This is a genomic window from Thermococcus sp. AM4, assembly GCF_000151205.2.
GTDB lineage: Archaea > Methanobacteriota_B > Thermococci > Thermococcales > Thermococcaceae > Thermococcus.
On sequence record NC_016051.1, the window covers coordinates 62,166 to 85,300 of the forward strand.

Below are 23,135 nucleotides of genomic sequence, written 5' to 3' on the forward strand. Positions count from 1 at the left end.
TCAGACCCTGGGATCGATCTGAGGTAGTGGAATCTGTTTTTATAATTTTTAGTAATCGAGACATTATGCACAACAAGCCGAAAAGTTTTTGAAATATGCCGGGTTACAGATTAATGTGCCCCTGGAGGTGAGGGCCATGGGAAGAAAAAGGACTTACCTCAAAGCGGGACTCATCATGCTGGCTCTTGCATTTCTGATAATCATTTATCCCGTAGCTTCATACTACTTTGGCATCTACCTCGGATCAAATCACACAATTCATAAACCGGGGTCCTCTTTCACCTATGCCGGGGGATTGATGACAAAGAATTATGTCTATCACTTCGAGGTTCTCAAGAACGGGAGCTATAACTTCACGGCTATTCTCTATGGAGGGAAGCCCCTCCCCGGCTACGGATTTGGCCACCATGGGAGACCTCCCAGGGACTGGAGGTGGCCTTTCTTCGGGAAAATGAACTCCTCCGTTGTCAAGATCTGTGAGGTAAACCGCATACTCCCGCCCAACGATCCGCTTGTTCAGTTCCTGTTCCCCAAGGATCGGGTTTACATATTCAACAAGACAAGGGACATAGTTAGGTTGCCCGGTCCCGATGAGGGCGTTTTAGTTGTGAACTGGTACTTCCTTCCCCACTACCTCGGATTTCCCCGGCTTTATGCTCCACAGGGATTGGAGCGCTTTGACCGCAACCTGGCGATTAAGTTTGGAACTTCCCTTTACTTCCCGGTCGTTAAGTACGTGAAGGGAAGTGATGGCTATTATGCACTTGAGGTATACCCTAGGTTCTACGGAACAGTTGAGTTGCTTCAGCTGGAGCGCTTTTTCAACTCCTCCTGTCTTGGAAACGAAATTGAAATGTACGGAACGGAGCCCGGCGGTTTTCCGCCGTTAATGCTCGTCAAAACTAACGTACAGCCAGTCTCACAGGATTGGTTTAGGGCCATTAAATGGAGTGCAACACAGTATACAGCCCCGGTGGATTACGTCTTTGCTCTCGTTGGGCTCGTCTTACTGATACTTGCTGGGAGGGTGAAGAATTAATGAGATTAACCGGGGGTGCCGCAATGAGAAAGAAAAAACTGTATCTCAAAGCCGGCCTGTTTTTCTTGGCGTTCTCCTTTCTCATCGTGATGTATCCCATAGCGTCATACTACTTCAGTATCTACCTCGGGTCAGATCATGCCGTTCACAAACCCGGATCATCCTTCACCTACGCCGGCAATTTAATAACACGGAACTACGTCTATCACTTTGAAGTGCTCGAAAATGGGAGTTACAACTTTACGGCGATAATGTACAGGGGACTTCCCCTTCCCGGGTATGGCTACAGTCAGAGAAAAAGTCCCCCAAAGGACTGGAGATGGCCGTTCTTCGGCCCGAAGAATCAAAGTGTCATCAAGGTGTGTGAAATAAACCGCATACTCCCACCCAATGATTCACTTGTGCAGCTCCTCTTTCCAGCCGATGATAGTGTGTACATCTTCAACAAGACTCGCAGGATAGTTAAGCTTCGAGGCTTCAGCGAGGGGGGCTACATAAACTGGTACTTCCTTCCCCACTACCTTGGTTTTCCCCAGCTTTATGCCCCAGAGGGTTTGGAGCGCTTCAACAGGACGCTGGCTCTCAAATTTAATACCACCGAGTACTTCCCTGTAATCAGGTACCTCAAAGGAAGTGATGGCTACTATTCCATAGGTGTTGTTCCATCAACTCCGGAGAACCTCAAGCTTCTCCAGCTCCAGAGGTTCTTCAACCAGAGCTGTATTGGGGTTAACCTCTCAATGTACCTCCGCGGAGGCTTTCCGGAGATGATGCTCGTTAAGACCAACGTACAGCCAGTCTCGCAGGACTGGCTCAGGGCAATTAAGTGGAGCGCTACCCACTACACGGCCCCGGTGGATTATGTCTTCGCACTCGCGGGGATCGTGCTCCTAATCCTCGCCGGGAGGGTGAAGGGTTGAGGCTCAGCGTTCAGAACCTCGGGGTAAACTACGGAAGGGTCTGGGGAGTTAGGGGGTTGAACTTTGAAGCCAAAGCCGACAGGATAGCGATAGTCGGCCACAACGGAAGCGGGAAAACTACCCTCCTTTCGGTTCTTTCTGGCCTCAGGAAGCCGACGGAAGGGAAAGCGTTCATAAACGAATGGGAACCGTACCGCAGGGACGACAGGTGGACGGTGATAAGGTACTCCTTTGAGAAGCCTCAGTTCTCAATTCCTGTCAAGGTCTCGGACCTCGTTGAGGTTTTGGAGGCCAATGAAAGCTGCGACCGTGTCGATGATCTCGTGGATATGCTGGGCATACGCGAATTCCTTGACCACCGTCTCGACGGACTTTCCAGCGGTCAGGCCCAGCTCTGCAACCTCCTAACTGCCCTCGCATGCGATTCGGAGGTGTTGATACTTGACGAACCCACAAGTCACCTCGACGCCTACCGCGCCGGACTTATCGACGAGATGCTGTCAAAGAGAAAGGGCCTCATCATAGCCACCCACGATCCAGAGGAAGGTGAGGCGGTCGCGGACTACTTCGTGATCCTCAAGGAGGGCCGGATCGTCTGGGAAGGGAGCAGGAGAAAGCTGTTTGCCGAGGGCATCTACGAGGTCACCCTGAGTGGAATCGACGAGCCCATGCCGGGCAACGTGGAGGTTCTCCATCGCTTTGGGGCAATTGTCGTCGTCAGGACGGGAGAAGACGAGCTGACCGAACTTATGAGGAGTGGAAAAATAGCGGGGTTTAAGAGGGCGGGGTTGCGCTATGCCTACGTGGAAAGCCGTTAAATGGTACTTCCGGGGCCTGTTTCCCCCGGTTACCACGGCGGTCCTCTTCCTGTTCATGTTAGCGGCCGCTTACTCTTCCCTCGGCTCAATCAAAAATCAGGGCCCGGGTCAGTTCGTCACTCTCATGGAGTACATATTCCTCCCGGTTTACGGCGTCCTCATCGCGTCCCACATAATGAGGGACTCAAAGACGACGGTTTTTGAACTGTCGATATTCAACGGACCGAGAACTGTTTACTGGGTTAGGGTTTTCATCGTTGCTCTTGGCCTTGCACCGGGCATCGTTGGAATTGCAGCGATGACATGGCTCAGGGGATACCACAGCTTCGCTGTTTCACTTCTCCTCAAGCTTCCGGCTTACACGGCCTTTGCAGCGATCATAGCCGCTGTCCTCGACTCCCTCGCCGGCTCGATAACCTTCTTCATCCTGACCTCGGCCATCCCCATGTCCTTCAGGGTTCTTCTCCAGAGCAACGGGAGCACTGGAGGGATAATGGCCGCGCTCTCGTACGTCTTCGCCCCCATGACCACCGTGGAATTCAGGAAAGCAATTTTAATGCCCAGAACAACCGGTTACGTCATCTTGATCAGCCTTTCGGCACTTCTGCTCCTTTTAGGATACGCGATGTTCGAGAGAAGGGAGTACTCGCCCTGATCTCCTATCTTTCTGCATTTGAACGTGCCCTCCGTGGCCGATTTACTCGCCAAGATCACCACGATCTCCCTTGATACCGATCTTATCCCCTCGAACTTCCCGTGCTTCCTACCGATCCGGGCGTAGATGTATCGAACCCTCAAAAACCATTCCTCTCAAACTTTGGCATCTGGAGAAATAAGCCTTTCGAAGTCCAGCAGATTGGGGAAATTCAAAAGCTATACAAGCTTCAGAGCCTCGTTCAGCGTGAGGATTTTTATTCTTCCCTCGAGGCGATCAATCAGCTTCTTATCTCCGGTTAAAAGCGGTGTGGCCGTCGCCATGGCGAGGGCAACGTAGGGGACGTCCTTTGGGTCGGGGCATATCCTTTGAGCCTCCGGCAGAAAGTCCCTGTAAACTCCAATCTCAACGGTTGTTATCTGCCCCCCAATCTTCTCCAGGACGAACTCCATTTCCTCCGGGCTGAGTCGTGTTATCCGAACTAATTTGTCCTTTAATCTCTCCAGCTCCTCCCAGAAGTAAGCTGGTACGAGGAACTCGAACGTCCTCGACACGTGGTTCTTTACAAAGAGCTCTTGGGCGGTTCCCCTATTGTAGAGGGCGGAGAAAACGATGTTGTAGTCGAGGACTGCCTTCATCACAACACCCCGTGTCTCCTCGCTACAGCCTCTGCTAGCTCCTCGGCCAGCTTTCTGCCTTCTTCCTCGGACATCCTGGACTTTTGGAGAATCTCCATGAGCCTCTCGGCTTCCTTTACCTTCTCCTCTATTCTTTCGGCTATCTCAGTGGCTATCATGCGTCTCACGATTCCCTCGAAGTCCTTTCCAAGTCCTTCGGGAATCCTAACCTTGATAACAACCTCAACCTCCCCCATGCCGTAACCTCCAGTGAGAAATCACAAGGCATACTCAAATACCTTTCCCCGTTTTCTCCAATAGAAGATAAGCCTTTTCGAAGTTCACCAAATCCCAGACCAGCCAAAACCCTCATTCCTTAAACTTCTCTTTCCTCTTGCGCCCTTCTCCACAATTCCATCTCCCTTCTCTCATCCTTCCAGCCCCACGAGCTCGGCTTTCCTCTCCAAAACTTCAAGCCCTTAAGTGTTGAAGGATTAAGAAAAAGAAAAGCCTCACTCGATCTTCGCGCCGCAGACTGGACAGAACTTCGCACCCTCCGGAACGATGTGGCCGTTGGGGCAGCGCTTGATTTCGTGCCCGCAGTAGGGGCAGAAGCGTGCCCCCGGCGGAATGGGCTTGCCACAGTAGGGGCAGATCTCCTGCTGCCCGGTCTGCGCAGGTGCCGCCTGCTGCGGGGCTGGCGGTGCGGCGTAGGGCTGTGCCGGGGCCTGCTGGACGGGTTGTGCTGGCTGTGCCGGTTGCTGGAAGAGCTGGGGGACGAGAACCATCCCGGTTCCCATTCCGGCTCCTGGGCTTTTGCCGAGCTCCGCCGCGACCTGCTTCACCGTGTCCATCTGCATTACAGCTTGAGCGTTGCCCGTCTGCATGAGCCAGAAGAGCCTCTGGCGCCACTCATCGGTGGTGTTGACACCTTCAATCTTGACATCGACCAGTTCTAGGCCCAATCTGCGGAAGTCCTCCATGAGCTTTACCTTAACCTGGGTGCTCACCATGTCGAGGTTCTGGAAGAGGTCGACGATGGAATAAGTCGAGAGGTGCTTCATCATGCCCTCGTTGAAGTAGGCCCTGATGAACTTCGTAACGTCCTGGGCGTCGTAGAGGCTCTGGCCCCCGACAACCTCGGTGATGAAGAGAACCGGATCGGCGACCTTGAACCAGTAGACGCCGTAGTACTTTATCGGTGCCAGCTCTCTCGTCTGAGTTTCTCCTCCGTAGCGACCCTGGAACTGCTTCATGCTGACGAAGATTACCGTCGCCTTGAATGGACTGTTGCTCCCGCCGACCAGCTTGTAGAGGAGCGGCAAATTCTGCGTCGTCAGCGTGTGCCTTCCGGGGCCGAGAACGTCGTAGATTTTGCCGTCGCGCATGAAGACGGCCACTTCGTACTCGTGGACTATTAACTGGGCGCCCCACTTTATGACCTCGTTCGGGTAGCGCCAGATTATCTCGTCCTCTCCGGGATTCACCCATTCTATGACCTGCACCATCTCACTCACCCACCGCGAAGCTCATCCTCTGGCCCAGAACCTCCTCGAAGTTCACGAGCTTGTCGTCAAGGCTTAAAACAGCCATGCCCAGAGCTTGAGGATTGGCGATCTGGGAGTTTAAGGCCTTTGCCTCGTTGAGTATCTCCTCGGCGAGCTCGATCATCTTTGCGTCGTACTCTATCAGCCTCTTCAGTTCTTTCTCCTTGAACTTGATCCTGTCGAAGTAGCCGCGGTAGCCGGCCTCGGCGTGCCTGACCCTGCTCTCCAGCATCATGAGCTTCTTTCTCATGCCCTCTATCGCCATCAGCTGCTGGCAGTTCACCATGGCGCATCTCTGAAGGGCCCTTTCCAGCTCTCTCTTCGCCTGGCCCAGGAGGTCGGCCACCTTTCCCCTGATCAGCCTGTCGTCTTCCCTCAGGAGCTCCTTCTTCTTGTAGCCGTGGAAGCCCGGAACCAAAAGCTCGAGCTTTTCAACTATCGACGTTTCCTTTCCCATGCTATCACCTCAAACGGGCTGGAAATAAACGTTACCCCTACCAGCTTTCATAACCTCGCTGACGGTTCTCTTCTTGACAGAGCCCTTCATGAAGATTCCAATCCCTCCGGCGATTCCTCCTGCAAGGCCTCCGATGATGCCCCAGGGGGTGCTTCCCATCGCCGATGCGACGATTCCCAGCACGAGGCCCGCCCCTATCACTCCGGAGCCGAGCATGGTTGCCTTTTTCCGGGCCTCGCTCATGAGTGGATACTCTCCCCTGATTACCCTTCCATCGGTTCCGTCCACGAAGTTAACGAACCTCTCGCCCCCGTACTCGTAGTGGATCTCCCAGAGGGGGTAGTGAACCAAACCCTGGAACTTCACGTTGAGCTCCAGCTCCCCGGCGTAGGCGCCCTCCTCGCTGGCCTCTTTCTTCAGCGCGCTTTCAAGCCTCGAACGCGCTATCCGCTCCGCTTCCTCCCGGCTCATGTCGGGCTCGTAGTACTTCCCCTTCTTCACGACGGCCTCATCGAAGAAGCGTTTCCCCCTGATCGGGAAGGGGTAATCCATGAGCAGGGTCTTGAAGGGTGAACCCGCCGGGATGCCGAGGAACTCGACCTCCTCGACCGTTTCCCTGCTCTTGCTCCTCCCGTGAAGGTAGAAGAAGTACACGGGAACCCAGTGGAGTTCCTTTTTCGTAACCTTCGCATCGACGATGTCAGCTGGGGCTCCGTACTGCCTTGAGAGGAACTTCAAAAGCTTTCCGGCCGGGTCTTCCCTCATCGGCGGGAAGAAGAAGTGGTCGACCTCGCTCTCCTCGCCGGTGTGGACGTGGAACGTGGTGCCGCAGTAGGGACAGGTTGCTATGCTGACGGTGTCGGGAACCTTGAATTTGGCCGAGCACGTGGGACAGGTAACCTCCATGCTATCACCCCAGCAGACCCCTCTTTTCCCTCTCGATCCTCTGCCCTTCGAGCACCTTGCTTCCGGCCAGCCAGCTCACGGCCGAACCGCCGACGATGGCCAGAATGGCGAAGACCGGTGAACCCGAGAAGAACGCCGCGCCGAATGAGGCTATGGCCATGCCAACGCCGGCCCCTGCCAGGTACTGGGCCTGTCTCAGCACGTTCATCGGCTCTGTTGCGGCCACCCTCTTCCCGTCCCAGCCCGCAAAAACCGTCTGGAATATCGAGTTGCCGTAGCGGTAGTAAACCGTCCACATTGGCAGAAGGATCAGCCTGACGTTTTCGGGCTCGTCGGCGTGGATGTCAAAGAGCTCTATCCTGTCCGACTTGGCCAGGAAGCGGTTTCTGATAACGTCTATCGCGTCCTCGCGCATTATCAGCTTTGCCTGCCTCTCGTCCATCTCTGTGTTCAGGATCTCAAGTTTTATCCGCTCCCACTCACCCTCTTCCAGATCGAGCAGTCTCTTACCTTTGGGCCACGTCTTCGAGTAGTGGGTTATCAGGTCGTCGACGCCGAAGCTCTTCACCTGCCTTCTGGCCGATCCGAGCAGTCTCATGTTCTCATCGACCCTCTCGGTGTAGTGCCTCTCCACCGTGCGACAGCGGGTGTTTCCCTTTGAGTCCGTGTGGCACTCTTCTTCCCTTCTCATGTAGCGAACGGTTCCGTAAACGTGAACCAGACCGCTCCAGTAGGGGGCGTAGTGGCCCTCTATTCCGACTATCTCGATCTCGTCCTTTATTCTCTTGAGGTCGAAGTCGCTCTCAACGTTCTTCCAGAAGGCCTGGGCTATGGCGTTCTTGTCGAGGGAGGGGATGATGTGGATTTCATCGGTTTTGATGTTGCCGCTAACGTGGTTCGGAAAGCCGCAGTAGGGGCAGACCGCAACTATCGTCTCGGGCGACACCTCAAGGGGCGCGCCGCATCTTTCACACTTAAAGGCCAGGGCCTCCATCGGCATCACTCACAATTATTACGTTGTTTGAGTATTTAAGAGCTCTCCTCGTGTTTATTTATGAGGATCGTTCGACAATCGATCTATACTTTATTTAAGGGACCATGATTACAAGGCACAACGGAATCTGAATAGCAAAATCAGAAGGTTTAAAAAGCGAACTTCCTGATTTTGCATAACATTCCACAGGTTTGGTATGGTGATGGATAATGATGGCGACTGAAATGAAATCGGCTGGGAAAGAGGCTTTCATCTGGAGCATCAACCCCTTTGAGAGTATTGCCGCAGTATGGAAAGACGTGGTTGCTGGCTCTAAACTTGCAATTCCTCATGTAGTGGGGGTTATGAAAATGCACCACAATACAATCGTTGAGCTGGAACTCGATGCGGTTCCTCACTCTTTCGAGAGTAGAGTCATAGTGAAAGATGTTGATTCGATTTACTTCCTGTTTCCTGTAGATCCCGCTGAGGGGCCAGAGGGTATCTATGTGAAATTGATAGAGAGCCTGGGGATGGGAATATGAAAAGAAGGGAAACAACCATTGAAATTGGGACTGCGAGGAGGGCAGTTGAAACGATTCTCCAGGATCCCGCTCAGTTCATAACAAACTGGCCGTACGTGGTTAAGGTTAGGGGGAAGAGCCCCGTTGTGGCCGAGATAATGCTGCCCCGCTTTGTGTTCAAGTTCCGCGATACCTACGAGTTTGAATTTCACGAGGACTACAACAGCCATATCTACGAGGGAACGGGCAGGAGAGGAACACTTACCGTGGCCATAACCCTCAAAGAGTGGCAGAAGAAGACTGCGGTAAGCGTGGAGCTTTCGTATTCCGGCAAACGGGAGTTTCTGCTGGGAAAACCCCTGGAACTGCTGACCGAAGGGATAGCAAAGTCCCTTAAAGAACTTGCCGAGAGCTTCGGTGTTCACCGGCTCTCGGAGAAGACAGAAGAAGCTATCGTTGAGGTCGACTTCTCGGACCCCATGAGCGTTGCAAACTTTCTCGCCAAGGCGAAGATGTTCCACAGCGGGCTTCACGTGATAGCCGAGGGCAGAATCTTTGAGTTGCTCCACGATCTCATGGAAAAAGCCGGCAGTGAAGTTCTGTACGTCTCGGGGGTTACCTCCGATGGAACTAAGGGGTTTAAGGTGCTCATGAGGGGCACCCAGATAATGGCCGTTGAGGTCCGCGGGGGCGAGGTCAGGACGATAAAGGTGGTTGATGAGAAGAGTGCCAGAGAAGCGGTGAGTCTTCTATCGGGCATCTCTGGTGCATACATGCTCAACGCTTGGATTCCTGCGGGAGGTGTTTGAGTTGATCCGGAACATGAACAGCTATCCCCTCTACGATGACGGGGATCACAAGGTGTACTGGCTTGGGATAGAGGAGAGCGAAGACGAACGCGGAATACTGACGAACCAGTACCTTATCATCGATGGAGACGAGGGGGCTTTGGTGGAACCCGGGGGATTCTTCGTCTTTTCGAGGGTTCTGAAGAACGTGTCCTCCCTGATCCCTCCAACCCAGCTCAGATACCTACTCTACTCCCACCAGGATCCTGATGTTGTGGCCGGCTTGAACCTGTGGTTTGAGTACGCCCCTCTGGCAAAGGTCGTCATTTCCGACCTGTGGGTGCGGTTCATTCCCCACCTGGCCGTTATGAGCGCCGGCAGGACCTTGGGAATACCAGATGAGGGCATGGAGCTCAAGCTGGGCGATTCAACCATACGGGCCGTTCCGTCCCACTACCTTCACAGCCCCGGAAACTTCTCGTTCTACGACGAGAAAAGCGGGATTCTATTCAGCTCGGACATAGGCGCCGCCGCGTTTTCAAAGGATGAGTGGTACCTTTTCGTAGAGGACTTCAACGAGCACACTGCTCACATGGAGGCGTTTCACAGGCGCTACATGAGTTCGACGAAAGCCCTTCAGGCGTGGGTCCGCTCCGTTAGGCGGCTTAAGCCCAAGATTATAGCGCCCCAGCACGGCGCGATTTTCAGGGACGAACACGTTGGCAGATTCCTCGACTGGCTTGAGAACCTCGAGGTGGGGATAGACGTTTTTGAAAAGAAATTCTACGGGGATTAGCCCCGCATTTTCTCCCTGTATTCTTTGAGCTTTTCCCTCAGTCCTTCATCCTTCAGCGCGAGGATCTCTATGGCCAGGAGGGCCGCGTTCTTTCCGTTGTCTATTCCCACCGTCGCCACGGGAACCCCCGGTGGAAGCTGTGCTATACTGAGGAGCGCGTCGAGGCCGCCCAACTTGGCCGAGACCGGAACGCCGATGACGGGCTTAACCGTGTGGGCGGCGATGACCCCCGGTAACGCGGCACTCAGGCCGGCTATCGCTATGAACACGTCGTAGTCCTTCTTTGCCAGCTCCTCAACTTTTTTCGGGTTTCTGTGGGCAGATGCGACCTCAACGTCGTACTCCACGCCGAACTCATCGAGAACAGAGGTTACCTTCTCTGCGATGTGGCTATCGCTCCTGCTTCCCATAACCACCAGAACCTTCACCGAAACCACCGTTTGCAAAAACATGCTCAAAACTTAAAAAATTTGCGAGTAAGTTGACGTAAAAGTGTTAAAATCATCCGAAGCGAATCCGCCCGTTCTTGAACCTGTACTCCAGCGTTTTAACGTTTCCAAGCTCTGGGGCCTTGATGAGGTGGAGGTACCTCTTCGTCTCTCCGTCCTCAACTCTGCTCTCCGTCTTGAGAACGTAATCGGCCTTGCGGTAGAGGAGGGGCAGTACTATCGTATCCTCGCCGGTGTAGGTCCAAACGTTCGTTCCGGCGGGGTACTTCCTGTACACCTCGGACCTGCTCCTCTGGAGATCAGAGATCTCAAGGTACCGCTGGGTTGCCTTGGGGGTGAATATCGAGAGGTAGTCGGACATGGAAACCGTAATCCCCCACAGTTCCCTTCCCTCGAACATTCCCATCTCCGCCCACTTCTGCTTGTGGGCGCCGATTACCTTGATGTACTTCTCGTTCAGGGTGTCGATGTCAATTGGCTTCCTTAGATACCACACGTTCTCAAGATCGCTCTTTATGTCGTAGATGCTCCCGAAGGTGTCGATGATCATGAGCCTGCCCTCGTGGAGGTGCCTCCTCCAGTCGATCCCGGCCTTTTCCATAACGCTCAGGACAAGCGAGAGGGGCGTGCCTATGTTGAAGTATCCCACGAGGTTGTCGGAGTCGAGCTTCTCCCTCATGATCTCGAAGGCCAGAAACTTTCCCAGGGAGCGGGGATCGGCCTCGTGAATGAGAATAAGGCTCTTCTCGACCACACCCCCGAGGATCTCATCGAGTTCCTTAATTCCAAGCGCTAAGGTCATTCCCCATCACCCTTTGTCATTATAACCCTTCTGAGGCCGTTCTCGATGACGCCCTCAAAGACGTAGTCGGAGTAGAGGTAGATGAACTCCTCGAGGGCTGGGCACTCGGACTTGATGTAGGTTATTATCCCCGCGGTCCTCACACCAGACTCCTCCCGGAGGCTCCAGAGGAGTTTCTGAGTCCTCACTGGGTTGTCAAAGAGTCTGCACATCCCGGATTCGAGGTAGCCGACAACGATTACCTCCTCTGGACTCAGCTCCGCCAGCAGGTCCCTTATCAGCGTCCTGTACTTAAGGATGAACACCCTGTCATCAAGATACCCCGATAGAACGAACACTCCATCGACACCAGAATCTATGTGCCTCATCGATCCAAAAACGTCCAGAACGTAGAGGTTTTTGCCGAGATGGCCTTCGTAATCCAGTCCCGCCCTCCTGAAATCCCTGAAAAGGCTCTGAAGGGGTTCATAAGACACTATCCATACGTACTTGCCCTCCTCCAGCGGTTTTTCGAGGCTTCTAAGGGCCGGTACGTAGGTGAATGATGAAAAATCCTGGTCCACGATGCCCACGATCTTACCTTTGAGAAATGATTCTGATATTATCGCCATTAGTTTCTCCTCGCCGTCCATAGTTTGTCCCTCCTGTAATGATCAGTCTAAATACCTAAATACTTTATGGTGGATGAAAAGATCTTTTGGTGTTGCTCCGGCCCCGTTAATTGACTATTTACTGTAAAAACAAACCTTAAAAATCCAAATTTTTGACAAATAAATGGTGAAGTTCATGAGGGTTCTGCTCGTTGGTGGAGGAGGGAGGGAGCACGCGATTGGGGAGGCCCTCGTAAGGGGAGGCGCCGAACTCTACGTGGTTTCGAAGCACAGAAATCCGGGCCTCGCGAGGCTCGCGAAGGGCTATGGTCTGGCAAAGGAGACCGACGTCGAGAAGGTTCTGGACTACGCCGAAAAATTTGGCGTCGAGCTGGCGTTCATCGGCCCCGAGGCGCCCCTGGAGAAGGGCATCGTTGACACCCTCGAGGAAAACGGGGTTCCAACCGTCGGCCCGAGCAAAGAGGCCTCTAAACTTGAAACCGACAAGGCCTTCGCGAGGGCCTTCATGGAGCGCAACGAAATCCCCGGAAGAAAGGCCTTCAGGGTCTTCACGGACGTTGAGGAGATGAAGCGCTGGATTGACGACTTCGGAAGGCCCGTCGTTGTTAAGCCCATCGGCCTGACCGGGGGAAAGGGCGTTAAGGTCGTCGGCCACCAGCTGAGGGACAACGAGGAGGCCAAGGCCTACGCCGCGGAGCTAATCAGGCGTGACGGCAGGGTTCTCATCGAGGAAAGGACAGACGGCGTCGAGTTCACGTTACAGGTCTTCAGCGACGGAAAAAGGGTTCTCCCCATGCCCCTCGTCCAGGACTACCCCCACGCCTATGAAGGTGACGAAGGTCCGATAACCGGCGGAATGGGGAGCTACTCCTGTTCCAACGGCCTGCTTCCCTTCGTGACGCGGGAAGACTACGAGAAGGCCCTTGAGACGCTCAAGGCAACTGTCGAGGCCATGAGGAAGGAGGGAACGCCCTACAAGGGACTCCTCTACGGCCAGTTCATGCTCAGCAAGGACGGGCCCGTTCTCATAGAGTACAACGCCCGCTTCGGCGACCCTGAGGCGATAAACGTCCTCCCGCTCATCAGGACGAGCCTCGTTGAAATAGCCGAGGGAATAGTTGACGGCAACCTTCGGAGGGCAGAGTTCAAGGGCAAAGCGACGGTCGTCAAGTACCTCGCGCCGAAAGGTTATCCAACGAACCCCGTCAAGGGTGTGAAGGTAGAGGTCAACGAGAAGGCCGTTGAAGAGGCCGGTGCGAGGCTTTACTACGCTTCAATTGATGAGAACTACACGCTACTCGGCTCAAGGGCCATAGCGGTCGTTGGAATCGCCGATAGCCTTGAAGAAGCAGAGAGAATAGCGGAGAGCGCGGTTCCCCACATAAAGGGTGAGCTGTTCTACAGGCGCGACGTCGGAACCCGGGAGAGCGTTGAGAGGAGGATTGAGCTGATGCGGAAGCTTGGAAGGGACTTTGAGCCGAACCCGTGCTGAGGTGGTGGGAATGATAAGCCGGAACGAGATTCTGGAAATCCTCGAGAGGTACGACCCCGAGAAGATAACCGTCGGCGTTCTCGGGAGCCACTCCGCCCTGGACATAGCCGACGGTGCCAAGGAGGAAGGTTTGCCCGTTCTCGTCGTTGCGCAGAGGGGCAGACACAGAACTTACGCCGAGTACTTCAGGCTGAGGAAGACGAAGGACGGCCTGACCAAGGGCTTCATCGACGAGGTCATCATCCTTGAAAAGTTCGCCCAGATAATAGACGTTCAGGATGAGCTCGTTAGGAGGAACGTCATCTTCGTCCCCAACCGCTCCTTCGTGGTCTACACCGGCATAGAGGGGGTTGAGAACGACTTTAAGGTTCCGCTCTTCGGGAGCAGGAACCTGCTCAGGAGCGAGGAGAGGAGCGAGGAGAAGAGCTACTACTGGCTCCTTGAGAAGGCTGGACTCCCCTATCCGGAGCCCGTCAAGCCGGAGGAGATTGACGAGGTCGGCCTCGTCATAGTCAAGCTTCCGCACGCCAAGAAGAGGCTCGAGCGTGGATTCTTCACGGCCGCGAGCTACAAGGAGTTCCGCGAGAAGGCCGAGAGGCTCATTAAACTCGGCGTAATCACGGAGGAGGACCTCGCGAGGGCCAGAATCGAGCGCTACATCATCGGGCCTGTGTTCAACTTCGACTTCTTCTACTCGCCGATTGACGGTGAGATTGAGCTTCTGGGAATAGACTGGCGCTTCGAAACGAGCCTTGACGGCCACGTAAGGCTTCCCGCTTCCCAGCAGTTGACCCTCCCCGAGTGGCAGTTCGAGCCGGAATACACCGTAACGGGCCACGCATCATCGACCCTCCGCGAGTCGCTTTTGGAGAAGGTCTTCGACATGGCTGAGAAGTACGTTAAGGCGACGCAGGAGTATTACGAGCCCGGAATAATCGGGCCGTTCACGCTTCAGACGGCGGTTGACAAAGACCTCAACTTCTACATCTACGACGTCGCCCCGAGAACCGGCGGTGGAACGAACATTCACATGGCGATGGGACACCCCTACGGCAACGCCCTCTGGAGGAAGCCCATGAGCACCGGACGGAGGGTCGCCCTCGAGATAAAGCGCGCTATCGAGCTGGACGAGCTTGAGAAGGTGGTAACCTGATGGTTCAGATAGCCGTTGCCGGTTCCGGCGACTCGGAGCTCATCCCAGAGGCCGAGAGGAAGGCGAGGGCCTTCGCCAGGGCCCTTCCCCTCGACGTCATACTCCTAACGGGTGGAAAAGGAGGAATAATGGCGGTCGTCTCGGAGGAGTTCAGGAAGCGCGGTGGGACGGTCGTGGGAATTCTCCCGGGGGACGAAGAGGGGAACCCGTACAGCTCGGTGAGGATAAAGACGGGCTTCAATCCGGTGGGCAGGAGCGTCGTCCTCGTTACCTCGGCCGACGTCCTCGTCGTTCTCGGCGGCGGCTCGGGAACGATGGTCGAGGCTCTTATGGCCTACAACCTCGGAATTCCGGTTGTTGTCCTTATCGGAACCGGCTACAGGAGCGATGAGCTTAGGGCCCTCGCGAAGGACGGCTTCTTCGACCACAGGAAACGGGCGAAGGTTGCCTTCACAGGGAGCCCTGAGGAGGCAGTTAGGCTGGCGATGGATTTGGCTGGAAACCGTTAGGTGTATCGGGACGAATTTCGAACCCATTTCTGTTTTGTTATTTTAAACCGTACTGCCTTCGGGAAACGTTTTTAAGAGAGAAGAGGCCGCTTTTCCTGTCGATCAACGATCTGGGGGTTGAAACCATGGATAACCGCTGGAGAACGGTCATTCTCAACACCCTCGTTGTTGCCTCCGGTTTTGGAACGATGCACATGCTCGAGAAGTTCAAGGACGTTGTTTTAACGCACTACGGTATTACAGAGGCAATGATGGGCTATCAGCAGACAGCCTACGTCGTCGGCCTCTTCGTCGCATTCCTCCTTGGCGGGACGAGCCTGTTCAAGGGCTCCTTCAAGAGGAGCGTTGCTTTGATCGTCAGCTTTGCCGCAATACCCCAGCTCCTGATTCCCTTCATGCCGAACTGGTGGGGAGTCGTTGCCTTGCGCTTCTTCCAGGGCTTCATCGTTGCTCTCATAGCGGTCTTCAGCAACCAGATTGGAAGGCTGTTCGTAGCTGAGAGGCCCTTTGCAAAGGGCATAATCCTGTCGGGAATCTTCTGGGGCGGAATCTACGGCATAAGCCTTGCCAAATGGGCCGGCGGAAACGAGGCGAACTGGTCATCGGTCAGGGAAGCTTTCGTGATCTCGGCGGTTCTTATGTACGTTATGCTCGCGATCTGGTGGCTCTTTACTGAAGACTTTGAGATCCCCAAGGAGAAGCGCTCGTCCAGGGCCAACGTCTGGAAGATGCCCTTCACCTGGGTCTTCGGCTTCACGTTCTTCCCGGCCCTGTGGATCATCTTCACCCTGGGTTCCTTCACGCTCCACAACGTGGACTTCAGTGATGCTCAGGTTTCCAACCTCGTCATGGCCCTCGAGGTCTCGATGGGCCTCTGGTCGATAATAATGGGCTACCTCGGCTACCGCCTCTCGGTTAAGAACACCAGCAACCGCGGTCTCTTCAGGGCCATCGTCAGCGTCATGACGCTCTCCTACGCGGTAACATTCCTCGGAATCTTCATCGTCTGGAAGGCGATACTCGCGAACGACTACACCCTCGCACTAATCGGCATAGCTGTAACGGGAATCGTCCAGGGAACCGGCCCGGCCTTCTGGACGACGGCCCCAGCCGCCTATCCGAAGGAGATCTACCCGGAGGCCAGCTTTGCCCTCGGCCTAATCTCGAACTCCGCCAACGCCGTCGCTCCGAACGTCATGTTCGTCCTCGTTCACAGTGTGAACACGGGAATGATAATCTACCTGGTCATGGCGGCGCTCGGCATTGTAACACTCCTCGTCTCGAGCAGGATGAAGCTCCCGGTTGAAGAGCTCTCGGCATGAGCGGTCTTTTGTTTTTCATTTTCTTGTCAAAATAAGCCTTAAAAACTCTCAATTTTTACACTTTTCTGGCAAGGGTGGTCGCTATGAAGTGGAAGGTTACCGTCACCGTTCGCCTCAAGGAGGGACTCAACGACCCTGAAGGGAGGGTCATAGGGAAGGCCCTTAGAAACCTCGGCTACGCGGTTGAAGGCCTGCGTGTCCCGAAGTGCTTCGAGTTCGAGCTTGAGAGCGAAAAACCTGAGGAAGAGGTCGAGGAGATGTGCCGGAAGCTCCTCGCCAACCCGCTCATCCACAGCTGGGAGTACAGGATAGAGCCGGTGAGCTGAGATGGTGCGCTTTGCCGTGGTGGTGTTCCCGGGAACCAACTGCGACTTCGAGACAGAGAGGGCCATAAGGAAGGCCGGAGCCGAGGCAGAGCGCGTCTGGTATAAAACGAGCCTCAAGGACTTCGACGGTGTCGTCCTTCCAGGGGGCTTCAGCTACGCCGATTACCTTCGCGCCGGTGCGATAGCCGCCCGTCAGGAGATAATGGAGGAAGTGAAGGAGTTCGCCGAGGAGGGACGGCCTGTCCTTGGAATCTGCAACGGCTTTCAAATCCTCACCGAGGCGGGCCTTCTGCCCGGGGCTTTGAGACCCAACAGGGTTCCGCGCTTCCTCTGCAGGTGGGTTCACCTCCGCGTAAACGACGCGGAAACACCGTTTACTTCCCTCTACGAGCCGGGAGAGGTCATAAGGATGCCGATTGCCCACGCCGAAGGAAATTACTACACAGACGACCCCTCGAAGGTCAGAATAGTCTTCCAGTACAGCGACGAAAAGGGAAACGTGAGCGAAGAAGCCAACCCCAACGGCTCGGTTCTGAACATAGCGGCGATAGCCAACGAGCGTGGCAACGTTCTCGGGACGATGCCCCATCCTGAGCGCGCGAGCGACCGCTTTCTGGGGAGTGAGGACGGCCTGAGGCTGTTCAGGAGCATGGTTGAGTGGGCGAGGAGGTGAGGAAATGTTCCCGCACGAGGAGAAGCTCATCCGTGAGCGCCTGAGGAGGGAACCGAACGAGCTCGAGTGGGCGATGCTCGAAGTTATGTGGAGCGAGCACGCCTCCTACAAGTCGAGCAGGCCCTGGCTCAGGCTCCTCCCGACGGAGAACGAGCACGTGATTTTAGGCCCCGGCGAAGACGCAGGAATAGTGAAGTTCGACGACGAGACGTGGATAGCCGTTGGAATCGAGAGCCACAATCATCCGAGCGCGGTCGAGCCCTATGGCGGTTCTGCAACCGGAGTCGGCGGGATAGTGAGGGACATACTCTGCATGGGCGCGAGGCCAATAGCGCTTCTCGACCCCATACGCTTCGGCCCGCTGGAGAAGGAGCGCAACCGCTACCTCTTCGAGGGGGTCGTTAAGGGTATAGCCGACTACGGCAACAGGATAGGCGTTCCGACCGTTGGGGGCGAGACCGAGTTCGACGAGAGCCTCGATAACTACACGCTCGTCAACGTCGCCTGCGTTGGCATCATGAGGCCGGAGCACCTCGTCCACAGCTACGTAACCGAACCTGGCCTCAAGCTAATCCTCGTCGGCAACAGAACCGGGAGGGACGGGATTCACGGGGTTACATTCGCGAGCGAGGAGCTGGGCGAGAACGCGGAGGAAGAAGACCGCTCGGCCGTTCAGATTCCCGACCCCTTCACGGAGAAGCTCCTCATCGAGGCCACCCTCGAGGCCGTTTACACCGGCAAAGTTAAGGCGCTCAAGGATTTGGGAGGCGGGGGACTGACCTGCGCCTCCTCTGAAATGGCGGGCAAGAAGGGCTTCGGGGCAGTAATATACGCCGACAGGGTCCCTCTCCGCGAGCCGGGAATGAGCCCGACCGAGGTCATGATTTCCGAGAGCCAGGAGAGGATGCTCTTCGCGGTTAGGCCAGAGGACATCGAGGAAATAGGCAGAATTTTCGAGGAGTACGAGCTCGAGTGGACCGTCGTCGGCGAGACGATTGAGGAGCCACGCTTCGTCGTCTACTGGAGGAGTGAGAAAGTTGCGGATTTGCCTATAGAGCTTTTGACTGAAGTTCCAACGATAGAGTGGGAGCTGAAACCTTACAGCGCCGAGAGACCGGTCGAGACGCCGGACGTTTCCTTTGGAGAAGCCTTCGACCTCGTCTGGGGCAGTCCGAACATCCTGAGCAAGCGCTGGGTCTGGGAGCAGTACGACCACGAGGTTCAGGGGAGAACCGTTCTTAAACCGGGTAGGGACGCGGCGGTTCTCAAGATAAACGACGAATATGGTTTGGCTTTCGTTGCCGACGGGAATCCGAACCACAGCTACCTGAACCCCTACCACGGCGCGATGGGGGCCGTTGCAGAGGTGGTGAGAAACCTGGTCAGCGTTGGGGCCGAGCCTCTGGCTCTGGTTGACAACCTCAACTTCGCCTCGCCCGAGAGGCCCGAAGTTTATTGGAGCTTTGCCGAAACTGTTAAAGGCCTGGCGGACGCGGCGAGGGCCTTCGGCCTGGCGTACGTCAGCGGGAACGTGAGCTTCTACAACGAGGTCGTTGACAGGCCGATAAAGCCGACTCCCGTCGTAGCTGGCCTCGGGAAGGTGAAGCTTGAGGAGATTCCATCCGGGGCTTTCGAGGAGGGCCTTCTCATTGGAGTAGTTGGCCTCACGAAGCCCGAACTCGGCGGCTCCGAGCTCTTCGCGAGGCTCGGCGTTGAAGGTGGCCTCGCACCGCGCGCGGACCTTGAGGAGGAAAAAGCCAACGCGAGCGGAGTCCTCGAGGCGATAAGGAGGGGCCTCGTCAAAGCGGTTCACGACGTGAGCGGGGGTGGACTCGCGGTCGCTTTGACGGAGATGGCCGTTGCCGGGAATACTGGCTTCACCATAGACCTCTCGAAGGTTCCCTCTGAAACCTCCAGCCCAATCGAGGTCGCCTTCAGCGAGAGCCACTCAAGATACATCGTAGCGTTCCCCGAAGAGAACCTTGAGGAGCTTGAGGGCCTCTTCAAGCACTTTGCCATCATTGGAAGGACCGGCGGGGGCGACGCGGTCTTCCTCTGGAACGGGCGGGAACTCCTCAGAAAACCCGTTTCGGAGCTCAGAGCCGTTCACGAGTCCCTACCAAGGCTTTTGGGTGAGGAGGAATGAAGGTAGCAACGTATGCCTCCCACTCGGCCCTTCAGATTTTGAAGGGGGCGAAGCAGGAGGGCTTTGAGACTATAGCTTTCGGAAAGGCCCGGGTTAGACCGCTCTACACAAAGTACTTTCCGGTTGCCGATTACTTCATCGAGGGGAGCTATCCCGAGGAAGAACTCCTCGAGCTTGACGCTGTGGTTATTCCCACCGGTTCCTTCGTGGCGCACCTCGGCGTTGAGCTCGTCAAGAAGATGCGCGTTCCCTACTACGGCAACAAAGAGGTGCTGAGGTGGGAGAGCGACCGCTCGCTTGAGAGGAAGTGGCTCGAGGAGGCGAAGCTACGCCTTCCGAGGGTCTACGACGACCCCGACGACATAGAAGGACCGGTAATCGTCAAACCCTTTGGAGCCAAGGGCGGGAGGGGCTACTTTTTGGCCAAGAATCCAGAGGACTTCTGGAGGAAGGCCGAGAGGCTCGGCATCAGGGACAAGGAAGACCTGGGCGGAATCCAGATTCAGGAGTACGTAATCGGAGTTCCGGTTTATCCGCACTACTTCTACTCAAAGCTGAATCGCGAGCTTGAACTGATGAGCATTGACAGGCGCTACGAGTCGAACGCCGACGCAATAGGCAGGATTCCAGCGAGAGAGCAACTGGACATCGAGGTAAACACCAACTACACGGTCATCGGCAACATTCCACTCGTCCTGCGCGAGAGCCTGCTCATGGACGTCATCGAGGCGGGTGAAAGGGTAGTGAAGACTGCTGAAAGGCTCATGGGCGGTCTCTGGGGTCCTTTCTGCCTTGAAGGCGTATTCACCGAGGAGCTGGAGTTCGTAGTCTTCGAGATTTCGGCGAGGATAGTTGCCGGAACGAACCCCTTCGTCCACGGCTCCCCCTACAGCTGGCTCCGCTATGATTTCCCGGTGAGCACCGGCAGGAGGATGGCGATGGAGCTGAGACAAGCCGTTGAAGAGGACAGGCTCGGCGAGATCGTTACGTGAGGATTCTCGTTAAAAGACTGAACTCCTTCTTTTCCCATGCCTTTTCGTCCAGCACAACGATTAGGGTCCCCTCGTTAACGCTCACGTAGTCCTTTAGAGTCGCGAGGAACTTGGCTATGCTGCTGAAATCGTTGTAGAGCCTCAAGTACTCGAGACCCTCTATCAGTATAACGGGTCTGAAGGAATCCCCGTTTTCCCTTGCCCTCTTCATGTACTCAACGGCGGTCTCTAGGATTCTGGGCAGGTTCGTGGGCTCTATGGTGAGCTTTCCCGGGACGTTGCTCAGCTTAAACGTCGTCCATTTCTCGGGAGTGCTTATGGTTCTGACGAACGCGAGGACAGGATAATCGTTGAGGAGATCAACGTATCCCCCAATTGAGTCCGGCCTGAGTATCAGAACTCCTCTCTGGATTTTCTCCCGAACTCTGGGCGATTTTGAGCCAAGGGGGATTACCAGAACGAACTGGATCATTAGGAGCGCCGAGACCACAGTTAAGACCAGTCCGAGGGCAAACCCTATCGTGACGAACCACTGCTCGTTCCTCAGCGCAAGGTAGTCGACCTGATGAATGCCGTAGATTATCAAAGTGATGCCGAGGTTCTTGGCCTTCTTTCCGTATATCTCCCTGAGCTCAAGGAGGAGAAAGCCTGAGAGTATCATGAAAAGGCCGGAAACGGCATGGGAGACGCCCATTATCAGAAGGTTGAGGTTCCTTGGGAACATTAACGCACCCGACACTAGGAGAATGACGAAGAACACGGGGAGTAACGCAATGATTCGCGAGACCTTTCCAATGTAGAACTCTGCCCCTATGAGCCTGGTTGTTCCATAGAATATGAGCGAGGCAAAAATCGCGACGGAGAGGGCACCCAGGATGTAGTTTCCCGATATATCCCCTGCAATTGCGTAGGCGTACGCTATCCAGGCCAGTCCCCAGGGAATAGCGGTCTTTCTGTGTTTTATCTCCGCGAAGAAGAGGATCATTCCCCCGGCGACGAGCTTGATGGCTATGCTGAAGGCCGCCGCTACGAACCCATAGTCCATCTTTGCCCCCGGGGATGTTGGAAGAACTGCCTTTAAAACCTTCCGCAAACCTTAAAAGATATGTACTTCTTCAAGTCAAAAAGGACGCGGAGGTCCGGCGAAAATGGGAAAGTTTGAACACAAACTTGTTAATGCCCTTAAGGGCTACACCTTCGACGACGTTCTTCTTCTGCCACAGCCGACAGAGGTCGAGCCGAAGGACGTTGACGTCTCGACGAGGATTACGCCGAAGATAAGGCTCAACATTCCGATTCTCAGCGCCGCGATGGACACGGTGACGGAGTGGGAGATGGCCGTCGCGATGGCCCGGGAAGGCGGCCTCGGGGTAATCCACAGGAACATGAGCATAAGCGAACAGGTCGAGCAGGTCAGAAAGGTCAAGAGGGCTGAGCGCTTCATCGTCGAGGACGTAATCTCCATTTCACCCGACGAGACAATTGACTACGCCCTCTTCCTCATGGAGAAGAACGACATCGACGGCCTGCCGGTTGTCGAGGATGGAAAAGTAGTTGGCGTCATCAGCAAGAAGGACATAGCCGTCAAGCCCGGGAAGCTCGTGAGGGAAGTGATGACCGGCGAGCCGATAACGGTTCCCGAGAGTGTAACGGCCGAGGAAGCTCTCAATCTAATGTTCGAACACAGGATTGACAGGCTTCCGGTTGTGAACTCGGAAGGGAAGCTCGTTGGCATAATCACGATGAGCGATTTGGCGAAGAGGAAGAAATGGAAAAACGCCGTCAGGGATGAAAACGGTGATTTGGTGGTTGCTGCCGCCGTTGGTCCATTTGACCTTGAAAGGGCGAAGGCCCTCGATAATGCCGGAGTAGACGTCATCGTCATCGATACAGCTCACGCCCACAACCTCAAGGCCATTAAAGCCATGAAGGAGATAAGGAACGCGGTCGACGCCGATTTAATCGTTGGAAACATCGCCAACCCGAAGGCCGTTGACGATTTAACCTTCGCCGACGCTGTTAAAGTCGGAATAGGGCCGGGAAGCATATGCACCACCCGCGTCGTCGCTGGCGTCGGCGTCCCGCAGGTTACTGCAATAGCGCTCGTCGCCGACAAAGCGAGCGAGTACGGGCTTCACGTTATCGCTGACGGCGGAATCCGCTACTCCGGCGACATCGTCAAGGCGATAGCTGCAGGAGCCGACGCGGTCATGCTCGGCTCTCTCCTCGCTGGGACGAAAGAGGCGCCGGGCAAAGAGGTCGTCATCAACGGACGGCGCTACAAGCAGTACCGCGGAATGGGCTCGCTTGGAGCCATGATGAAGGGCGGGGCCGAGAGGTACTACCAGAAGGGTCATATGAAGACGAGGAAGTTTGTGCCCGAGGGGGTTGAGGGTGTTGTGCCCTATAAGGGATCGGTTAGCGATGTTCTCTACCAGCTCGTGGGTGGTCTGCGCTCGGGAATGGGTTACGTTGGCGCCAAAACCATCGAAGAGCTGAAGGAGAAGGGCGAGTTCGTGGTCATAACGCAGGCCGGCGTTAGGGAGAGCCACCCGCACGACATACTCATAACCAACGAGGCCCCAAACTATCCGATTAACAAGTAAATGCTAAAATCGCC

General features: G+C 55.3%; 26 protein-coding genes. 16 read left to right on the plus strand and 10 right to left on the minus strand.

Annotated features, from left to right (window positions below):
• Window positions 1–136 precede the first annotated feature (136 nt).
• From TAM4_RS00350 to TAM4_RS00365, 4 genes are read left to right on the plus strand one after another with little or no spacing between them, the layout of a single operon-like run.
• Window positions 137–1,039, plus strand: a complete 903-nt coding sequence (locus TAM4_RS00350) for a hypothetical protein (RefSeq protein ID WP_014121245.1) — start codon at window positions 137–139, stop codon at window positions 1,037–1,039.
• 23 nt (window positions 1,040–1,062) lie between these two features.
• Window positions 1,063–1,959: a hypothetical protein gene (locus TAM4_RS00355; protein ID WP_048149539.1), complete on the plus strand. Its 897-nt coding sequence runs from the start codon at window positions 1,063–1,065 to the stop codon at window positions 1,957–1,959.
• The gene (locus TAM4_RS00360; RefSeq protein WP_014121247.1) at window positions 1,956–2,777 is read left to right on the plus strand and encodes an ABC transporter ATP-binding protein; all 822 of its coding nucleotides are present in this window, start codon (window positions 1,956–1,958) and stop codon (window positions 2,775–2,777) included. The genes TAM4_RS00355 and TAM4_RS00360 overlap by 4 nt, the downstream gene beginning before the upstream one ends.
• Window positions 2,755–3,432 carry a hypothetical protein gene (locus TAM4_RS00365; RefSeq protein WP_014121248.1) on the plus strand — a complete coding sequence of 226 codons (678 nt, stop codon included), beginning with the start codon at window positions 2,755–2,757 and terminating at the stop codon, window positions 3,430–3,432. Before TAM4_RS00360 ends, TAM4_RS00365 begins: the two co-directional genes overlap by 23 nt.
• Window positions 3,433–3,650: 218 nt before the next feature.
• On the opposite strand, the gene TAM4_RS00370 is transcribed toward TAM4_RS00365, so the two are convergent.
• The 6 genes from TAM4_RS00370 to TAM4_RS00395 form a co-directional block, all read right to left on the minus strand.
• Window positions 3,651–4,070 carry a PIN domain-containing protein gene (locus tag TAM4_RS00370; protein ID WP_014121249.1) on the minus strand — a complete coding sequence of 140 codons (420 nt, stop codon included), beginning with the start codon at window positions 4,068–4,070 and terminating at the stop codon, window positions 3,651–3,653.
• On the minus strand, window positions 4,070–4,306 hold the full coding sequence (locus TAM4_RS00375) for a hypothetical protein (protein WP_014121250.1): 237 nt from the start codon (window positions 4,304–4,306) through the stop codon (window positions 4,070–4,072). Before TAM4_RS00375 ends, TAM4_RS00370 begins: the two co-directional genes overlap by 1 nt.
• Window positions 4,307–4,561: 255 nt before the next feature.
• Window positions 4,562–5,557: an SPFH domain-containing protein gene (locus TAM4_RS00380; RefSeq protein WP_014121251.1), complete on the minus strand. Its 996-nt coding sequence runs from the start codon at window positions 5,555–5,557 to the stop codon at window positions 4,562–4,564.
• A 1-nt stretch (window position 5,558) separates the two neighbouring features.
• Window positions 5,559–6,053 carry a hypothetical protein gene (locus TAM4_RS00385; protein ID WP_014121252.1) on the minus strand — a complete coding sequence of 165 codons (495 nt, stop codon included), beginning with the start codon at window positions 6,051–6,053 and terminating at the stop codon, window positions 5,559–5,561.
• A 9-nt stretch (window positions 6,054–6,062) separates the two neighbouring features.
• Entirely contained in the window at window positions 6,063–6,959 is an 897-nt protein-coding gene (locus TAM4_RS00390; protein WP_014121253.1) for a hypothetical protein, read from the minus strand.
• Between the two features lie 4 nt (window positions 6,960–6,963).
• Window positions 6,964–7,953 carry a membrane protein gene (locus tag TAM4_RS00395; RefSeq protein ID WP_014121254.1) on the minus strand — a complete coding sequence of 330 codons (990 nt, stop codon included), beginning with the start codon at window positions 7,951–7,953 and terminating at the stop codon, window positions 6,964–6,966.
• Window positions 7,954–8,162: 209 nt separating this feature from the next.
• Here TAM4_RS00395 and TAM4_RS00400 point away from each other — a divergent pair, with 209 nt between their 5' ends.
• From TAM4_RS00400 to TAM4_RS00410, 3 genes are read left to right on the plus strand one after another with little or no spacing between them, the layout of a single operon-like run.
• Window positions 8,163–8,477 carry a hypothetical protein gene (locus tag TAM4_RS00400; protein ID WP_048149543.1) on the plus strand — a complete coding sequence of 105 codons (315 nt, stop codon included), beginning with the start codon at window positions 8,163–8,165 and terminating at the stop codon, window positions 8,475–8,477.
• Window positions 8,474–9,265 carry a hypothetical protein gene (locus TAM4_RS00405; protein WP_014121256.1) on the plus strand — a complete coding sequence of 264 codons (792 nt, stop codon included), beginning with the start codon at window positions 8,474–8,476 and terminating at the stop codon, window positions 9,263–9,265. The genes TAM4_RS00400 and TAM4_RS00405 overlap by 4 nt, the downstream gene beginning before the upstream one ends.
• Complete coding sequence (locus tag TAM4_RS00410; RefSeq protein ID WP_237702101.1) at window positions 9,258–10,040, plus strand: MBL fold metallo-hydrolase; 783 nt, start codon at window positions 9,258–9,260, stop codon at window positions 10,038–10,040. The genes TAM4_RS00405 and TAM4_RS00410 overlap by 8 nt, the downstream gene beginning before the upstream one ends.
• Here TAM4_RS00410 and purE read toward each other — a convergent pair.
• The 3 genes from purE to TAM4_RS00425 all read right to left on the minus strand — a co-directional run bounded on the left by purE (window position 10,037) and on the right by TAM4_RS00425 (window position 11,923).
• Window positions 10,037–10,468, minus strand: coding sequence for a 5-(carboxyamino)imidazole ribonucleotide mutase (purE, locus tag TAM4_RS00415; RefSeq protein WP_014121258.1), 432 nt, complete (start codon window positions 10,466–10,468; stop codon window positions 10,037–10,039). The genes TAM4_RS00410 and purE overlap by 4 nt on opposite strands.
• 73 nt (window positions 10,469–10,541) lie before the next feature.
• Window positions 10,542–11,291 carry a hypothetical protein gene (locus TAM4_RS00420; protein WP_014121259.1) on the minus strand — a complete coding sequence of 250 codons (750 nt, stop codon included), beginning with the start codon at window positions 11,289–11,291 and terminating at the stop codon, window positions 10,542–10,544.
• On the minus strand, window positions 11,288–11,923 hold the full coding sequence (locus TAM4_RS00425; protein ID WP_014121260.1) for a hypothetical protein: 636 nt from the start codon (window positions 11,921–11,923) through the stop codon (window positions 11,288–11,290). Before TAM4_RS00425 ends, TAM4_RS00420 begins: the two co-directional genes overlap by 4 nt.
• Window positions 11,924–12,077: 154 nt before the next feature.
• Here TAM4_RS00425 and purD point away from each other — a divergent pair, with 154 nt between their 5' ends.
• From purD to TAM4_RS00465, 8 genes are all read left to right on the plus strand, one after another.
• Entirely contained in the window at window positions 12,078–13,394 is a 1,317-nt protein-coding gene (gene purD / locus TAM4_RS00430) for a phosphoribosylamine--glycine ligase (protein ID WP_014121261.1), read from the plus strand.
• A 10-nt stretch (window positions 13,395–13,404) separates the two neighbouring features.
• Entirely contained in the window at window positions 13,405–14,547 is a 1,143-nt protein-coding gene (locus tag TAM4_RS00435) for a formate--phosphoribosylaminoimidazolecarboxamide ligase family protein (protein WP_014121262.1), read from the plus strand.
• Entirely contained in the window at window positions 14,547–15,056 is a 510-nt protein-coding gene (locus tag TAM4_RS00440; RefSeq protein ID WP_014121263.1) for a TIGR00725 family protein, read from the plus strand. The genes TAM4_RS00435 and TAM4_RS00440 overlap by 1 nt, the downstream gene beginning before the upstream one ends.
• Before the next feature lie 125 nt (window positions 15,057–15,181).
• A complete protein-coding gene (locus TAM4_RS00445) occupies window positions 15,182–16,378 on the plus strand; it encodes an MFS transporter (RefSeq protein WP_014121264.1) in 1,197 nt (398 codons plus the stop codon).
• An 83-nt stretch (window positions 16,379–16,461) separates the two neighbouring features.
• A complete protein-coding gene (gene purS, locus TAM4_RS00450; protein ID WP_014121265.1) occupies window positions 16,462–16,704 on the plus strand; it encodes a phosphoribosylformylglycinamidine synthase subunit PurS in 243 nt (80 codons plus the stop codon).
• Between the two features lies 1 nt (window position 16,705).
• Complete coding sequence (gene purQ / locus TAM4_RS00455; protein WP_014121266.1) at window positions 16,706–17,377, plus strand: phosphoribosylformylglycinamidine synthase I; 672 nt, start codon at window positions 16,706–16,708, stop codon at window positions 17,375–17,377.
• Window positions 17,378–17,381: 4 nt separating this feature from the next.
• Window positions 17,382–19,523 carry a phosphoribosylformylglycinamidine synthase subunit PurL gene (gene purL, locus TAM4_RS00460; protein WP_014121267.1) on the plus strand — a complete coding sequence of 714 codons (2,142 nt, stop codon included), beginning with the start codon at window positions 17,382–17,384 and terminating at the stop codon, window positions 19,521–19,523.
• On the plus strand, window positions 19,520–20,515 hold the full coding sequence (locus tag TAM4_RS00465) for a formate--phosphoribosylaminoimidazolecarboxamide ligase (protein ID WP_014121268.1): 996 nt from the start codon (window positions 19,520–19,522) through the stop codon (window positions 20,513–20,515). The genes purL and TAM4_RS00465 overlap by 4 nt, the downstream gene beginning before the upstream one ends.
• Here TAM4_RS00465 and TAM4_RS00470 read toward each other — a convergent pair.
• Entirely contained in the window at window positions 20,508–21,560 is a 1,053-nt protein-coding gene (locus TAM4_RS00470) for a DUF835 domain-containing protein (protein WP_014121269.1), read from the minus strand. The genes TAM4_RS00465 and TAM4_RS00470 overlap by 8 nt on opposite strands.
• Before the next feature lie 103 nt (window positions 21,561–21,663).
• Between TAM4_RS00470 and guaB the strand changes: the two genes are divergently transcribed.
• On the plus strand, window positions 21,664–23,121 hold the full coding sequence (gene guaB / locus TAM4_RS00475) for an IMP dehydrogenase (protein WP_014121270.1): 1,458 nt from the start codon (window positions 21,664–21,666) through the stop codon (window positions 23,119–23,121).
• Window positions 23,122–23,135: the final 14 nt, after the last annotated feature.

What these genes read in the sequence shown, in the direction of transcription:
- TAM4_RS00350 (WP_014121245.1), top strand. Translation starts at nt 137, where the DNA reads ATGGGAAGAAAAAGGACTTACCTCAAAGCGGGACTCATCATGCTGGCT.
- TAM4_RS00355 (WP_048149539.1), top strand. Translation starts at nt 1,063, where the DNA reads ATGAGAAAGAAAAAACTGTATCTCAAAGCCGGCCTGTTTTTCTTGGCG.
- TAM4_RS00365 (WP_014121248.1), top strand. Translation starts at nt 2,755, where the DNA reads ATGCCTACGTGGAAAGCCGTTAAATGGTACTTCCGGGGCCTGTTTCCC.
- TAM4_RS00370 (WP_014121249.1), bottom strand. Translation starts at nt 4,070, where the DNA reads ATGAAGGCAGTCCTCGACTACAACATCGTTTTCTCCGCCCTCTACAAT.
- TAM4_RS00375 (WP_014121250.1), bottom strand. Translation starts at nt 4,306, where the DNA reads ATGGGGGAGGTTGAGGTTGTTATCAAGGTTAGGATTCCCGAAGGACTT.
- TAM4_RS00380 (WP_014121251.1), bottom strand. Translation starts at nt 5,557, where the DNA reads ATGGTGCAGGTCATAGAATGGGTGAATCCCGGAGAGGACGAGATAATC.
- TAM4_RS00385 (WP_014121252.1), bottom strand. Translation starts at nt 6,053, where the DNA reads ATGGGAAAGGAAACGTCGATAGTTGAAAAGCTCGAGCTTTTGGTTCCG.
- TAM4_RS00390 (WP_014121253.1), bottom strand. Translation starts at nt 6,959, where the DNA reads ATGGAGGTTACCTGTCCCACGTGCTCGGCCAAATTCAAGGTTCCCGAC.
- TAM4_RS00395 (WP_014121254.1), bottom strand. Translation starts at nt 7,953, where the DNA reads ATGGAGGCCCTGGCCTTTAAGTGTGAAAGATGCGGCGCGCCCCTTGAG.
- TAM4_RS00400 (WP_048149543.1), top strand. Translation starts at nt 8,163, where the DNA reads ATGATGGCGACTGAAATGAAATCGGCTGGGAAAGAGGCTTTCATCTGG.
- TAM4_RS00405 (WP_014121256.1), top strand. Translation starts at nt 8,474, where the DNA reads ATGAAAAGAAGGGAAACAACCATTGAAATTGGGACTGCGAGGAGGGCA.
- TAM4_RS00420 (WP_014121259.1), bottom strand. Translation starts at nt 11,291, where the DNA reads ATGACCTTAGCGCTTGGAATTAAGGAACTCGATGAGATCCTCGGGGGT.
- TAM4_RS00425 (WP_014121260.1), bottom strand. Translation starts at nt 11,923, where the DNA reads ATGGACGGCGAGGAGAAACTAATGGCGATAATATCAGAATCATTTCTC.
- purD (WP_014121261.1), top strand. Translation starts at nt 12,078, where the DNA reads ATGAGGGTTCTGCTCGTTGGTGGAGGAGGGAGGGAGCACGCGATTGGG.
- TAM4_RS00435 (WP_014121262.1), top strand. Translation starts at nt 13,405, where the DNA reads ATGATAAGCCGGAACGAGATTCTGGAAATCCTCGAGAGGTACGACCCC.
- TAM4_RS00440 (WP_014121263.1), top strand. Translation starts at nt 14,547, where the DNA reads ATGGTTCAGATAGCCGTTGCCGGTTCCGGCGACTCGGAGCTCATCCCA.
- TAM4_RS00445 (WP_014121264.1), top strand. Translation starts at nt 15,182, where the DNA reads ATGGATAACCGCTGGAGAACGGTCATTCTCAACACCCTCGTTGTTGCC.
- purS (WP_014121265.1), top strand. Translation starts at nt 16,462, where the DNA reads ATGAAGTGGAAGGTTACCGTCACCGTTCGCCTCAAGGAGGGACTCAAC.
- purQ (WP_014121266.1), top strand. Translation starts at nt 16,706, where the DNA reads ATGGTGCGCTTTGCCGTGGTGGTGTTCCCGGGAACCAACTGCGACTTC.
- purL (WP_014121267.1), top strand. Translation starts at nt 17,382, where the DNA reads ATGTTCCCGCACGAGGAGAAGCTCATCCGTGAGCGCCTGAGGAGGGAA.
- TAM4_RS00465 (WP_014121268.1), top strand. Translation starts at nt 19,520, where the DNA reads ATGAAGGTAGCAACGTATGCCTCCCACTCGGCCCTTCAGATTTTGAAG.
- TAM4_RS00470 (WP_014121269.1), bottom strand. Translation starts at nt 21,560, where the DNA reads ATGGACTATGGGTTCGTAGCGGCGGCCTTCAGCATAGCCATCAAGCTC.
- guaB (WP_014121270.1), top strand. Translation starts at nt 21,664, where the DNA reads ATGGGAAAGTTTGAACACAAACTTGTTAATGCCCTTAAGGGCTACACC.